Source organism: Sulfuricella denitrificans skB26, from assembly GCF_000297055.2.
GTDB lineage: Bacteria > Pseudomonadota > Gammaproteobacteria > Burkholderiales > Sulfuricellaceae > Sulfuricella > Sulfuricella denitrificans.
Window position 1 is genome coordinate 349,878 of record NC_022357.1, and the last position, 13,516, is coordinate 363,393.

The following is a 13,516-nucleotide window of genomic DNA, read 5'->3' on the forward strand; positions in this document are numbered from 1 at the left end:
TCCGAAGATTCCGATTTCTATGTTGGGTATGCGGCGCAACCATTTCGGGTTTGAACTTCATCAGGGATTTCAATACGCACCCCAGACATAGAAAAAGAGCGAATTGTTGTCACTTGCGTTTCTGCCCAAACCATCGTAATTGTCGGTGGCTCCGTTGAATTTGCTGTAGGCGGTGTATTGCACGCCGACGCGAGCATATTGCACGGGCATCCAGAACGCTTCATAGGTCAAGCCGCGAGTGGCGGGGTTGCCTGAGAGGTTGGCGTTCACACGAGAGACAGCGGGGTCGACAACAATCGTCGACGTGGCGTCGTAACCCGAGGTCTGGAGCGCGGTGTTAGTGGTGCCGGTTAGATTGAAGTAGGCCAAACTGCCGCCATATTTCGCCTGATAAACATAAGTTAATTTGCCCCGGAACGTGTTGGTCGTGTCGGAATCGTTGGGATCTGCCAAGAGCGTACTTCCGTCGGCGGCAAAAAATCCTGAAGGTGACCCAGCTCCGACATTGGCAGCAACAGTATTTGCCGAATAGTTTGTTCTCTGCCGCATATAGGCGACCTGCGCCGTGACCGTATGTGGATCGAGGATGTACTGGTATTGGGCATCGAGTCCAGTGTTCAAAATACGGTGAACGCTGTTTGGATCGGACGTATTCGTATTGTCATCGTAGAGGTGCGCGACCATGCCGGAGGTGCCAACCATGATGTTATGCGCACCCCACTCGTGCGTTAGTGCCAGCCGCCAATAGGGGTTGTTGACGCCCTGCAGTTTTGTCCTGTCCACATTGGCCATACCCGCACTCATGGGAGAGAATATCCCGTTGCCTGTCTGGTAAGTGCCCAGTTCCGCATAGACCAACTTGTTCAAGTACATATACAGGCTAACCCCGGCGAGATTGCCGCCCGAACCGAAGCCGGGGTATGGGGCTGCTCCATCGATGAACTGGCTGCTGGTTGGGCTAGGCACTGGAACATACTGCATCCAGGCCGCGGCAGTATTCCATGGATCCGAAATCGACGGATTGTTGTTCAGGCTGACGCCGATGATCAGATCCCGATTCGCGTCGACGAACCGGTCGGCATAGCGGATGTCGACGTTGTCCATTGATGCGTGCCCTACATAACTACCATCGGCGCCAGTGGCGAAGTTGTCGTAGGTCCACTGTACGAACGCGCCAATGTTGTTGGTAATCTTGCCGCCAAGAAAGAGGCTCCCGCCCGAGGCAAGGGCCGTTCCGTTTTTAGAGAAATCCCCTGCCGGATTGTCGCTTTTTGAAGTGTCACGAACCTTCGTGTAAGTGGCGAGTCCCATTACCGACAACGGTACTGAGACGCGGTCGCCGATGGTGTAGCCGGTCATCTTGAACGACCGACCGTAGGGCGTCAGTTCAGGAAATTGCCCGCCAGCATGGCAAGCCACGCAGTTCTGCCCGGTTTGCCGCGCGAAAAGCGGGAGCGCCTGCGAATCCACCGGAAACATCGATGCCGCCGTTATTCCCAGCAGGCCAAAGACAAGAGCCGCCTTGCGCAAGATGCTGCGTTGTATCGCCATTGTGAATCTACGCATTATTCGCCCTTTCAAAAAAACAACTATTTCCAACTCAAACCGGTTCGTCATCGTTAGAATCAATATGTACGACAACAGCAAATAGTTTGGTATCACTTTGTGGGTTTACCATTTCAAAGCCACCGCTTCATTCCTTAGGATATAAGTATCCTGAATCATAGCCGGTCCAGCAACGGACTATCAGCCTTGATTGAGTCAGACTAAAGTCCCATTTTTTCAGACCCTTGGAATCATCGCGGTGACGTTAGTCGCGTGTTAAAATGATTCATTCAAGCATTCTCGATTACGTACAGAGGGTTTCCGATGTCGTTAGCCATAAAGAAACCCTTCAGCCGCCTGAGTTTTTCGCGCCAGTTCATGCTGACGATCATCGCGGTCCTCTTGATCGGCATGGCAGTCATCGGAACCTGGCTGGGGCGACAGATCGAAAACAGCGAGGTGGACCGCGCTGCGGCAATTTCGGCGATTTACCTGGAGAGCATCTTTGCGGCGCAACTGCATGACTGGCCAGGCGGGGGAATAGTGGACAACGAGACACATGCCGTGCTCGACCGGATTTTCGTAAAAGGACCATTAAACCGCGAGGTGCTTCGCTTCAAACTCTGGGACTCAGACGGGCGCATCGTCTACAGCAGCGACGATGCGCAAATTGGACTTCGCTTCCCGGTCGGGACGCAACTTGCCACAGCCTTCGCAGGTACAGTGCAGGCCCGGATCAGCGATCTCGATGAAGCCGACAACTTGCCCGAGCATGTGCGCTGGCCACAACTGCTCGAGATCTATGTGCCGATCCGTTCTGGCGCCCAGGGTGAGATTATTGCGGTCGCCGAGTTCTATCACTCGATGGAGAGCCTGGGGCGCGATATCCGCACCGCCCAGCATCGCAGCTGGCTGCTTGTCACGGGCATCACTCTCGCGATCTACCTGCTCCTGTACAGCCTGGTGCGTCGTGCCAACGATACCATCCGCGACCAGCAGCGCGACCTGCGTCACCAGATACAACAACTGCACTCCTCTCTCGACGAGAACGATCACATGCGCGAACGGTTGCGCGAGGCAGGCGTCAGCACGACCACGCTCAACGAGGAGTTCCTTTTCCGGATCGCCGCTGACCTGCACGACGGACCGGCGCAAGCTATTGCCTTCGCCCTGATGCGCTTCGACGAATTTGCTGCCGCGTGCCGTAGCTGTGCATTGTCACCGGGTGGCGTTAAGCAAGACCTTCACAGCATCCACGGTGCCCTGCAATCCTCGCTTCGGGATGTGCGAAGAATTTCTTCCGGACTGGCGATGCCTGGCATAGCCGATCTCTCGCTCGCCGACACCGCTCGACACGCTGTGCGCAATTTCGAGCACGTGTCCGGGCAAACGGTCAAGACTGAGATCGATGAAGCCCTTGATAAGGCGCCACTTGCAGTCAAGATCACGGTATACCGCCTACTCCAGGAGTCGCTTACCAACTGCTGGCGGCACGCGCCCGGAGGGGCACCTCAGGTGCACGTGCAACAGGCTGTGGGACAGGTGCTGGTTACGATCACAGACCAGGGTGCCGGTTTCGATCCTCAGGTGGCCGCCACAGCGGGGCGGCTTGGGCTGACATTCATGCGCGAGCGCGTCCGGCTGCTCGGGGGTATCTTTGAAATCAATTCCGCTCCCGGACGCGGCACCTGTATCAGCGCCCGGCTCCCTCTATCAACCGATGAGATGATCCATGCCTAGCCCAATCCGTATTCTGCTCGCCGACGACCATCCCCTGTTTCGCGAGGGAGTCGCCCACTCGCTTGGCGCGGAACCGGATTTCGAGGTAATCGCCCAGGCAGGCAGCGGTGAGGAGGCGGTGGAACTGGCGAATCGCTTGCATCCCAACATGGTGCTGCTGGATGTCACGATGACCGGAATGGGGGGTATCGTGGCTGCCGGAAAGATCGCCACCAGTTTACTGGGAGTGCGCATCATGATGCTCACCGTGTCCGAAAACCGGGAAAATCTAATGGCAGCACTCAAAGCCGGGGCGCATGGCTACGTATTAAAAGGTGTGTCTGCAAGCGAGTTGCGCGCCATCACGCGCCGCGTGGCTAATGGTGAGGCTTACGTCACTCCCGCCCTAGCGGCAGATATGCTAACCGAGTTCTCTCGCCCGCTCCCCCTTGCTTCGCATTCCGAACTGACAGAGCGCGAAACCAAAATCCTCAAGCTCCTTAGCCAGGGGCTCACCAATCGGGAAATCGGCGAGGCCATGTGCCTTGCCGAAAAGACGGTCAAGCATTACATGACGAGTATCTTGCAGAAACTGCATGTGCGCTCACGCACCGAGGCTGCGTTAATCGCCATGCGGCACGGCGTGTCTGGATGTGGTCCGTAGATATCTGCTATGTTCCCTGGAATGCGGAAGAAAGGTTTGTTGAAAACCAATGGACTGTCACAAGGTATGGAGTAACGTCGGCCCCTTTTTTAGCTTACAGCAAATTGTTTAAGGGACCTCAACGTATAGGCTTGTGCAGCCCGGCACTAGGGCCTCACATGCCTCTGGGTGTGCCCGCTAGTCATCCGGCCACTTGCGGTCGGCGTTTACTGCTTGCTTAGCCGGCGCAGACTGCTGGCGAAGATTCGTTGGGATCGGTGGCCCTGCAGTGAATCGCCGTTGCGGCGACGCCCTTTCCGGATTCACCTCGCGTTGAGTGCGAGCCTGACGTGATCCAGCGCCTCGATGATGATGTGACGCGGTGCAGCGATGTTGAGCCGCATGAATCCGCTGCCGCCTTCGCCGAAGACCGCTCCGGGACTCATGCCTACCCTGGCCTCATGCACGAAAAATTCCTGGAGTCGCCGATCCGGCATTCCCAGCGCCCGGCAATCCAGCCATAACAGATAGGTGCCTTCGGGCCGGATCAGATGGATGGATGGCAGGTGGCGAAGCAGATACGCGCTGACGAAATCCCGGGTTTCCTGGAGGTAGGCAAGCAGCTGGTCCAGCCATGCCTCGCCTTCGCGGTAGGCCGCCTCGAAAGCGACGATGCTGAAGGGGTTGGCCGCGCTGACATGCAGCATATCGAACGCTTTGCCGAGGGCTGCACGGTGCTCAGGATTCGGCACGATCAGCGCTGAAAGTCCAAGCCCGGGAATGTTGAAGGTTTTGCTCGGCGCCACGGCCGTGATGATCTTGTCCCCGTTATCCGCAAGTGCTGCCAACGGAGTATGGTGAAAATCGGGGTAAACCAGGTCGGCATGGATCTCGTCGGACAGGACGATCAGGTCATGGCGACGGGCGATACGCAGGATTTCATCAAGTTCATCCCGGCTCCAGACGCGGCTGACCGGGTTGTGCGGCGAGCAAAATAGCAGCAGCCGCGCGCCCTGTGCGGCGCACTGCTCGAGATGAGCGAAGTCGATCTCGTAACGTCCATTTTCGAGGCGGAGCGGATTGACGACCAGGTGTCGCCCGGTATTGGTCACCGACGAGGCAAAGGGAAAGTAGACCGGTGGCTGGATGATCACACCCTCGCCGGGCTGGGCAAAGGCCAGGGCGGCCGCGTGCAGGGAGGGCACTACGCCCGGCGACATGAGTATCCATTCGCGCTGAATTTCCCAGCCATGACGTTTTTTCATCCAGGCGATGAGGGCATCGAACAAACTGTCCGGATAGACGGTGTAGCCATAAACCGGGTGAGCTGCGCGCGCGGCGAGCGCACGGGTAACCGCTTCCGGTGCGGCGAAATCCATATCGGCGACCCACAGCGGAATCACATCCCCGGTGCCGAAGTAAGTTTCGCGGCCATCGTGCTTGACCGATGCCGTGCCGTCGCGCGGAATCTCGCGGTCGAAATCGACACTCACGCCAGGCGTTCCCAAATCGTCACTTCCGACAGTGTATGCTGGAATTTTCGCCGAGTTTCGCGGATCACGAAGGGCACTTCCAGTGGCCCGTCGATCAGGCGGAAGTGATTGCCGAGCAAGCTCTTCAGCCCGTCAAACGTATTGAAATTCTCGCCATCCTTTTTGTAGCCGCCTATCCATTCTTCTCGTTTGGTGTGCTCTTCCAGCCAGGTGTAAGGGGAGGAGATCAACAGGATACCGCCCGGATTCAGGCGTTCGTGCACCGTAGCCAGGAATTTCGCCGGGCTGTACAGGCGGTCGATCAGGTTGGCGGCAAGAATCAGGTCGTAGCCCGCGAACAGGGGCTTAAGGTTGCAGGCATCACCTTGGAAAAACGCCATTTTCTTCCGGGTCTCATCCAGGCCGAGGTCGGCAAGCGTGCGTTCCTTGTAAGAGACGAGTTCGCCCTCGTCGGTCAGGGTATAACGCAGCACGCCCTGCTCGGCGAGTTGGACACCCAGTCCGATGAAGCGGGCCGAAAAATCGATGCCCGTGACTTGATCAAAATGACGAGCCAGTTCGAAACTGGCGCGCCCGGTCGCGCAGCCCAGGTCCAGTGCCTTGAGTGCCGGTTTGTCACCAATTGCCCGGATGGCGAGCCGTGCCAGTGCTTGGGGAAAATTGGGCACACCAAAATACTCATCACCGTAGTGGAATTCGGCATATTCGGAAAGCAGTTTGTCGGTTTCGTAAGTGGACGACTGCGACAGGGCAGGAGATGCGGCCACCACGTAGCGGAATCCGGCATGCTGGAAAAAATGGCGGCGGAAGGCATAGCGTGAGCCGGGCAGGGCTTCATTCCCACAGGAAATCCAGGAGCCGCCCTTGATCAGGTTGTGACGACCATCGAAGGTGGGCGTGGTGAAATCGTCATAGATGGGATGCACTTCGAAACCGTCGAACGGATAGATCGGGGTTTCCGTCCATTGCCAGGCATTGCCGATCACGTCGTAGAGTTCACCATGACGAAACTCGGTGACGGGGCAGGGAGACGCGTAGTGATCCAGATGGAGATTGGCCTCAACTTTCTGACCAGACGATAGCCCGGAAAAATCGTAAAGGCGATGCCATTCATCCTCCGTGGGCAACCTGTACGGCTCGCCGCTCTGGTCTTTTTTCCAGTTGCAGAAGGCCTTGGCCTCGTGATGATTTACCTCGACTGGCCAGTCCCACGGCATGGGGACTTCTTCGGCCAGCAGCCGCAGCCGCCATTCGCTCCCGTTCCTGATCCAGAAGGTCGGATGGACGGCCTGCGTATAGTTTTTCCAGGCACGGCCTTCTTCCTCCCAGAATCGCTCGTCAGCGTAAGCATAGGCCTCGACGAACCCGAGAAACTCCCGGTTGCTTACCAGATGGCGACCGGCCTGGAACGCAGGGATTTCCGTCGCATGATGGCCGTATTCATTGTCCCATCCGTAGAGCGGGTCGTTCTTGTTCTTGCCCAACTGCACCCCGCCCGCCGGTACATCCACCAGGCGGTTTTGCGGCGCGTTTCCGCTGTTGCGGCAGGGCGGCCATGCCGGGTGTGGCGCGACGTACTTCAGCGCATGCTGGCGAATCAGTACGGAGGAAGTTTCCAGATGAATCCGCTCGTGTTCGATGCCCATCAGAATCGTCCACCAAGGATGGTGCCAGTCTATCGGCAACGCAAGGGGGGTGTTCTGGATGATCTGGTCGACTGCTGCTCTCACGGATTTCCGGTATGCCCTGACTTCGTCGATTCCGGGCCAAGTGTAGTGGGCCTCGCTGAGATCGTCCCAGCTCATTTCGTCGACGCCCACGGCGAACAAAGATTCGAATTTCGGGTTGATCCTGTCCATGAGAAGTCCGGCAAGGATCAGCTTGTTGATAAAAAAGGTCGCGGTATGGCCGAGGTAAAAAATCAGAGGGTGACGCAGCGGGATCGGCTTCCTGTAATAGGCCTCGTCGCAGGCGAGCACTTCGAATAGCTGTTCGTAGCGGTCGTACGTGGCATTAAAATAGTCCCGTATCTCCCGGCGCTTGAGCTCGACATCGTTGCCAGTCAGTAAAGGTGATCGAGTAAATGTGTGCTTCATGCTGTCCTGGTGGTTATGCGTATGTTCGAATTCTAGCAGGAATGGAAATCGACGCTTTGCCTCGGTGGCTAAGTCGCCATTCAGAGAGCCTGAAAATTTGCGCGACTCAGGGAAATCGTGGATCATTCGGCAACCCTGATTCTTGGAGTATTACCGTGAAAGCTGTGTTTGCCATTTTGCTCGTCATTGCCTCCATACCTGCCTGGGCCCAGCCCGATGTAGCAGCGAACACCGCCAAGGAAGCGGGGGCGGTCGTCACCGATAGCGGGCTCGTTTTCTTGTCCCTGCATGATGGGGACGGCGCCAGCCCCGCCGCAAGCGATTCTGTGAAGGTGCACTACAAGGGAACACTGCCAGACGGCAAGGAGTTCGACAGCTCCTACAAACGCGGCCAGCCGGCGGAGTTTCCGCTGAACCGAGTAATCAAGTGCTGGACTGAGGGCGTGCAGCGCATGAAGGTCGGTGGCAAGGCGAAGCTGGTTTGCCCGCCGGCTATCGCCTACGGTGAGCGGGGTGTTGGCGGTTTGATCCCGCCCAACTCAACGCTGCTGTTCGAAATCGAGTTGCTCGGCATAACACGTCGGTAAAGCGGTATGCGGGCCAAGCGCTGGCTTGGCCCACGCAATCCCTAATCGTCGCTGGTTTGTACGAAGTCGGAACCGCCCTCTATCGGTTGCGGCTTGAACCAGGCAAGCTTGTCCTGCAGTTTCACCACTTCACCGACGATGATCAGGGTGGGGGGGTTTCATGTGCGCATTGGCGGCAAGTTCGGGCAAGGTTGCCAATGTGCCGGTGACCACCTTTTGCTGGTAAGTGGTGCCTTGCTGCACGATGGCGGCTGGCGTGGTGATCGGCAGGCCGTGGGCAACCAGTTCCTCGCATAGCGTCGGCAGCCCCATCAACCCCATGTAGATGACGATAGTCTGGTTAGTCTTGGCGATGCCGGTGAGGTCGATGTTGACGCTGCCATCTTTCAGGTGCCCGGTGACGAACACGCAGGATTGCGCATAATCGCGGTGGGTCAGCGGAATGCCGGCATAGGATGAAACGCCGGTGGCGGCGGTGATGCCGGGGACGACCTGGAACGGGATGCCGTGAGCCGCCAGGGTCTCGATTTCCTCACCGCCACGACCAAACACGAATGGGTCGCCGCCTTTCAGTCGCACTACGCGTTTGCCTTCCTGGGCCAGCTTGACCAGCAGCTCGTTGATATTTTCCTGACGCATGGCATGGTCGGCGCGTTTTTTGCCGACATAGATGCGTTCGGCATCGCGTCGCACCAGTTCCAGTACTGCGGGGGAAACCAGGTTGTCGTAGACCACTACGTCGGCTTGCTGCATCAGTTGCAGGGCGCGGAAGGTGAGGAGGTCAGGGTTGCCAGGGCCGCCGCCGACCAGGTAGACCTCGCCACTTGGGGGGGTGGTATCGTTCACGTCGCTGGTCAGGGCTTTTTCCAGCAGGGCTCGGGCAGATTTATCCTTGCCCGCAAGCACCATGTCGGCCACCGGACCCTGCAATATTTTTTCCCAGAAAATGCGGCGCTTGGCTGGCTGGATGCGTTCTTTTACCTGATCGCGGAAGCTCGCCGCAAACTGCGCCAGGCGTCCGTAGGCGGCCGGGATGAAGGTTTCCAGTTTGGCGCGCATGACGCGTGCCAGCACCGGTGAAGTGCCGCCGCTGGAAATCGCGATGACCAGCGGTGAGCGGTCGATCACCGAGGGCATGATGAAGGAACATAAGTCTGGGTTGTCCACCACGTTGACCGGAATACGCAGCTTTTTCGCGGCCACGGAAACCTGTTCGTTGGCAGCGCGGTCATTGGTGGCGGCGATCACCAGAATGGCTGCATCGAGGTGTTCGGGGCGGAATTTTTCTGCGATATGGGTAATTTTCCCCGTATCGGCCAGCTCTTTCAGGGTGTCGGTCAGTTCGGGTGAGACGATGGTGACGAGTCCGCCGGACTGCATCAGCATCCCCCCTTTGCGCGTTGCTACTTCGCCACCGCCGACGACCAGGCAAGGCTTGTTTTTGATGTCGAAAAATATCGGAAAGAAATCCATATCGTGATCCGTTAGTGATTAGGTAAGGCGGTTAGCTGGTGAGCTGGCCGTTTTGGGTGCTGAGTTTGTGTTCCACAGCGAAGACTGCTGCCTCAACGCGCGAAGTCAGGTTGAGTTTGGCAAGAATGTGGCGTACGTGCAACTTGACGGTATCGTGGCTGATGTCGAGTGCGCGGGCAATCACCTTGTTGCTTTCACCCAGCGCCAGATGGGTGAGGATTTCGCGCTCGCGCTGGGTCAGCGAATCGAGCATCGAAGCCGAAGAGCTGGCTGGCTGGTCGTTTTGCAGCAGCTTGACCAGCTTCATGGTCATCGCGGGGGCCACTACGGTTTCGCCGCGTGAGGCGCGCAGGATCGCATCCACTACGTCGTCCGGTTCCATGTCCTTGAGCAGATAGCCGCGGGCACCGGCACGCAATACATTGGAGAGATCCTCCTCGGCGTTGCTGACTGTGAGCATCAGGGTGGGAGTAGTAAAACCCTCCTGGCGCAGCTGGCGGAACAGGGTCAGGCCGTCGAGCGGCGGCATGTGCAGATCCATCACCAGTACGTCGGGCTGCTGCTCGGTCAAGAGGCGGCGCACCTCGTCCGGATTGCCGGTGACGCCCACCACCTTGATGCTGCCGCGCTGCTCCAGGAGTTCGGCCAGACCCATGCGGAACAGGGTATGGTCGTCGACCAGCATGACGCGAATCGGTTCACTCACAGGCTATCCTCCCGGTGTCCGGCGGAGACTGGGAAACTCAGGGTTACCCGGGTGCCTGCCTTGTCTCCCGGAGTGACGGTCACTTCGGCATTCAGGTGTTTGGCCCGTTCGCGCATGATGTTGAGACCGAGGTGCATGCCGCTGTCCGTGTTAACTTTGCCGGTGATGCCGATGCCGTTATCCTCGACGCTGATGACGTAACGGCTTTGCCTGATCTCGACCGCCAGGCTCACGTGGTTGGCGCGGGAGTGCTTGGATACGTTGTTCAGCGCTTCCCGCACGATATGGTAGACCTGGACCTCTTGGTCGGGGCTGAGGTTGATGTCGGGTGCGTGGTTGATGAAATCGATGGTGATGCCGGTCTTGTCGTAAAAATTGCCAACGATATCGTACAGTGCCGGCAGCAAGCCACGCGGGTCCATGCGGTTGCGAAACTGGGTGAGTAGCTCGCGCAATTCAGCATAGGCGGAATCCAGCGCCTGACCGAGATCGTTGACGTATTTGTTGGAGCGCGCCTCGTCGCGGTTCGCCACGGCGTCGCGCAACAGCGGCAGGCGCATTTTCATGTAGGCCATAGTTTGGGCGAGCGAGTCATGCAGTTCGTTGGCTAACATCTGACGTTCGTTGGTCAGACTGATGCGCAGATTTTCCCGCGTCAACCTGGCGTTTTCCAGCGCCATGCCGAGGTGTTCGCTGATCGATTGAAATAGCAGCGATACGTCTTCCGGTACTGGGCTGTCGGTGGCCATGAACAGGTTGTATACCCCCAGCATCTTGCCCTGATAGCGCAATGGTACCGCTACTACGCGCAGGCACTGCTTGCCGAAGTAGCCGTGGGCGGTGCGCTCTTCGCAAGCTTTCAGATCGGTGCTGTTGTGTGCGGTATGCGCGCGCGCGGCTTCGCCGCAGACGCCGCAATCGACCGGTATATAGCGCTCCTGTTCGAGCACTTCGGGAGGCAGCCCGAGCGCACCTACCAGACGCAGATAAAGGCCATCTGCAGTCAATACCCGCACTGCACCGGCGTCCGCGCCAGCGAGCTTGACCATGGTGCCGAGAAAGCGCTCCAGCAAAGAATCCAAATTATTGTCGCTGGACAGGCTGCTGGTGATTTCGGATAAAACTCGCAACGCCGGGATCTTGTAGGTTCCGTGGGCTGAGGTTTTAATTGCACTGGAGGGGGCGGCTTGAACGCCAACTTCCTGATTCATTGGATTTCCTGAATAACGCACTGGCTGTCTTGCAACCGGGGGTCTATTGTAGCCAGCATTTGGACAAAAACAAATGCTAGTTAATTGTAGAGAGCACGGGCGTTTGGTGCAATGACTGCAGACTCGGAGAATGAATTCGGGAACAGATTTCGCGTCGCTTGGTTAGCGGCCAGGTCAAAGCTCAATATCCTGCCGCCTGCCCTGATTCCAACCTTCTTCCGGTGGGAGTCGGTTGGAATCAGGGTAGTTTGTTTTAATTCGCTAGATCTTGAAGCGGTTCACCGCGGCCCGCATGGTGTTTGCCAGTTCTTGCAGATTATCTGCTGCACTGGCGGTTTCGGCTGCGGCGGCGCTGTTCTCTTCGGTCATTTGCGCCACTTTTTCCACTTGGGCAGCAATATCGTTGCTGGCGCTGCTTTGTTCGGCCAGGGCCGATGAAATGTCATTGACGACTCCGACTACCTGCTCTGCGCCGTCCTTGATCTGGACGATGGCTGAGCCGGCCTGGTTTGCCAGCGTTACTCCGCTACTGACCTGATCGACGGCGGAACTCATGGTGGCGACCGCGCCTTTAGCACTGCTCTGAATCGTGCCGATCATCTGGGTGATTTCTTCCGTGGCCTTGGTAGTGCGTTCCGCCAGTTTGCGTACCTCGTCGGCCACTACCGCAAAGCCCCGGCCCTGTTCGCCGGCGCGGGCGGCCTCGATTGCCGCGTTGAGGGCGAGCAGATTGGTCTGGTCGGCGACGTCCTTGATGACCTGAACGATGGAGGAAATCTGGTTGGAATGCTGCCCCAGTTCTTCGATGGCTTGGGCGGTGTGGCGCACGGTTTCGGCGATTTGGGACATTTCCGCGGCGGCCTTGTGGATGACTTCCCCACCCTCGGCGGAGAGCTTGCCCGATTTGCGGGAAATCTCCACGGCTTCATGAGCGCTGTCGGATACATGGTTGATGCTGACAGTCATTTGTTCGACGTTGGCCGCCATCGAGGCGGTCGCTTCGCTCTGGGATGAAGAACTGGTGGCAACCTGACCCGATGCGGCGGAAAGGGTTTGTGCCGCATCCGAGACCTTGGCGACGCTGTCGAGCACCTGGCCGAAAATCTGCTGCAATGTGGTCATGAGTTGGTTGAAAGACTTAGCCGTTTGCCCGACCTCATCCTCGGAGTTGACCGGGATGCGCTGGGTGAAGTCGCTGTTTTTCTCGACTTCGGAAATGGTAGCGCGCATCTGATTGAGCGGGCCGGCGATCGAACGGATGATCCACCATGCCAGGAGTAGCCCGAGTAAGACTCCACCGATGATGGCACCGATCGAAATGGCGCGTGCCGTGCCATAACGGGTTTCAGCCAGGTGGAACTCTTCCCCGGCGACTCGTGTTTGCAGGTCGAACAGTGCCTGCTGGACCTCGCTCATTTCTTTTAAATTGGTGCGTGAGCCTACCAGGAAGCGGCTGGTGGTTTCGAGGGAGTAATTATTGTTTTTAAGGGCCTGCACTGTGGGCAGCACAGTTTCTTCGAGGAATGCCTTACGTTTTTGTGCGAAGCTTTCCGCTAGTTGTTTTTCTTCCGGGGTGAGAGAAGTCGCCATGTATTTCCCCCAGATTTTATTTATTTCGGCAATGTTGGATTCGATGCGTTTGATATGATCGGAAACCGGGTGGTCGTGCAGTTTGGCAATCTCCTGGTTGGGGTTGTGCTGAAGAGCGCGCAGGATCTGATCGATGTTGGAATTGAATAAGCTCCCTACCTTGGAGAGGTCGGCGAGAGGAATAGTGCGGTCTTTATAAACTGTCTCCAAGCTGGCAACCACATCCGAGGTCGCGCGCAGGCCGATCACTCCGATGGTGATCATGAAAACGGTCATTATGCTAACCAGCAGAAAAAGGCGAGGAGCTACATTTATTTTGCTAAACATTTATTGATCTCCGATGATGCGGGTTCGGGGTTTTGGTCCCGTTAGGTTGCTGGGTGTTGTTGAACTATCTGAATTGTACCCTCTGTTTATACAAAATGAGTATTTTGCCGATTAAGCTGGAAGTGT

At 57.4% G+C, this 13,516-nt stretch carries 9 protein-coding genes and 1 pseudogene; 3 read left to right on the top strand and 7 right to left on the bottom strand.

Going from position 1 to position 13,516, the window contains the following annotated elements; all coding sequences use genetic code 11:
* Nucleotides 1-69: 69 nt before the first annotated feature.
* A complete protein-coding gene (locus SCD_RS01655; protein ID WP_051338760.1) occupies nucleotides 70-1,551 on the bottom strand; it encodes a hypothetical protein in 1,482 nt (493 codons plus the stop codon).
* 318 nt (nucleotides 1,552-1,869) lie between these two features.
* Here SCD_RS01655 and SCD_RS01660 point away from each other — a divergent pair, with 318 nt between their 5' ends.
* Together SCD_RS01660 and SCD_RS01665 are read left to right on the top strand one after the other, a co-directional pair.
* Nucleotides 1,870-3,285 carry a sensor histidine kinase gene (locus tag SCD_RS01660; RefSeq protein WP_009206870.1) on the top strand — a complete coding sequence of 472 codons (1,416 nt, stop codon included), beginning with the start codon at nucleotides 1,870-1,872 and terminating at the stop codon, nucleotides 3,283-3,285.
* Nucleotides 3,278-3,928: a response regulator gene (locus SCD_RS01665; RefSeq protein ID WP_009206869.1), complete on the top strand. Its 651-nt coding sequence runs from the start codon at nucleotides 3,278-3,280 to the stop codon at nucleotides 3,926-3,928. Before SCD_RS01660 ends, SCD_RS01665 begins: the two co-directional genes overlap by 8 nt.
* A 302-nt stretch (nucleotides 3,929-4,230) precedes the next feature.
* Here SCD_RS01665 and SCD_RS01670 read toward each other — a convergent pair whose 3' ends face one another.
* Together SCD_RS01670 and ovoA are read right to left on the bottom strand one after the other, a co-directional pair.
* Nucleotides 4,231-5,400: a MalY/PatB family protein gene (locus SCD_RS01670; RefSeq protein WP_009206868.1), complete on the bottom strand. Its 1,170-nt coding sequence runs from the start codon at nucleotides 5,398-5,400 to the stop codon at nucleotides 4,231-4,233.
* Complete coding sequence (gene ovoA, locus SCD_RS01675; protein WP_041673600.1) at nucleotides 5,397-7,496, bottom strand: 5-histidylcysteine sulfoxide synthase; 2,100 nt, start codon at nucleotides 7,494-7,496, stop codon at nucleotides 5,397-5,399. The genes SCD_RS01670 and ovoA overlap by 4 nt, the downstream gene beginning before the upstream one ends.
* A gap of 155 nt (nucleotides 7,497-7,651) precedes the next feature.
* Between ovoA and SCD_RS01680 the strand changes: the two genes are divergently transcribed.
* Nucleotides 7,652-8,083 (top strand): FKBP-type peptidyl-prolyl cis-trans isomerase, encoded by a 432-nt coding sequence (locus SCD_RS01680; protein WP_009206866.1) that lies wholly within the window; start codon nucleotides 7,652-7,654, stop codon nucleotides 8,081-8,083.
* A gap of 41 nt (nucleotides 8,084-8,124) precedes the next feature.
* On the opposite strand, the pseudogene cysG reads toward SCD_RS01680, so the two are convergent.
* From cysG to SCD_RS15525, 4 genes and pseudogenes are all read right to left on the bottom strand, one after another.
* Nucleotides 8,125-9,556 (bottom strand): annotated as a pseudogene (cysG, locus tag SCD_RS01685) (siroheme synthase CysG).
* Between the two features lie 31 nt (nucleotides 9,557-9,587).
* Nucleotides 9,588-10,262, bottom strand: coding sequence for a response regulator (locus SCD_RS01690; RefSeq protein ID WP_009206864.1), 675 nt, complete (start codon nucleotides 10,260-10,262; stop codon nucleotides 9,588-9,590).
* Nucleotides 10,259-11,473, bottom strand: coding sequence for a GAF domain-containing sensor histidine kinase (locus tag SCD_RS01695; RefSeq protein ID WP_009206863.1), 1,215 nt, complete (start codon nucleotides 11,471-11,473; stop codon nucleotides 10,259-10,261). The genes SCD_RS01690 and SCD_RS01695 overlap by 4 nt, the downstream gene beginning before the upstream one ends.
* A 261-nt stretch (nucleotides 11,474-11,734) precedes the next feature.
* On the bottom strand, nucleotides 11,735-13,339 hold the full coding sequence (locus tag SCD_RS15525; RefSeq protein ID WP_161626919.1) for a methyl-accepting chemotaxis protein: 1,605 nt from the start codon (nucleotides 13,337-13,339) through the stop codon (nucleotides 11,735-11,737).
* Nucleotides 13,340-13,516: the final 177 nt, after the last annotated feature.

Coding starts and splice junctions, on each gene's coding strand:
- SCD_RS01655 (WP_051338760.1), bottom strand. CDS start 1,551: ATGGCGATACAACGCAGCATCTTGCGCAAGGCGGCTCTTGTCTTTGGC.
- SCD_RS01660 (WP_009206870.1), top strand. CDS start 1,870: ATGTCGTTAGCCATAAAGAAACCCTTCAGCCGCCTGAGTTTTTCGCGC.
- SCD_RS01665 (WP_009206869.1), top strand. CDS start 3,278: ATGCCTAGCCCAATCCGTATTCTGCTCGCCGACGACCATCCCCTGTTT.
- ovoA (WP_041673600.1), bottom strand. CDS start 7,496: ATGAAGCACACATTTACTCGATCACCTTTACTGACTGGCAACGATGTC.
- SCD_RS01695 (WP_009206863.1), bottom strand. CDS start 11,473: ATGAATCAGGAAGTTGGCGTTCAAGCCGCCCCCTCCAGTGCAATTAAA.
- SCD_RS15525 (WP_161626919.1), bottom strand. CDS start 13,339: ATGACCGTTTTCATGATCACCATCGGAGTGATCGGCCTGCGCGCGACC.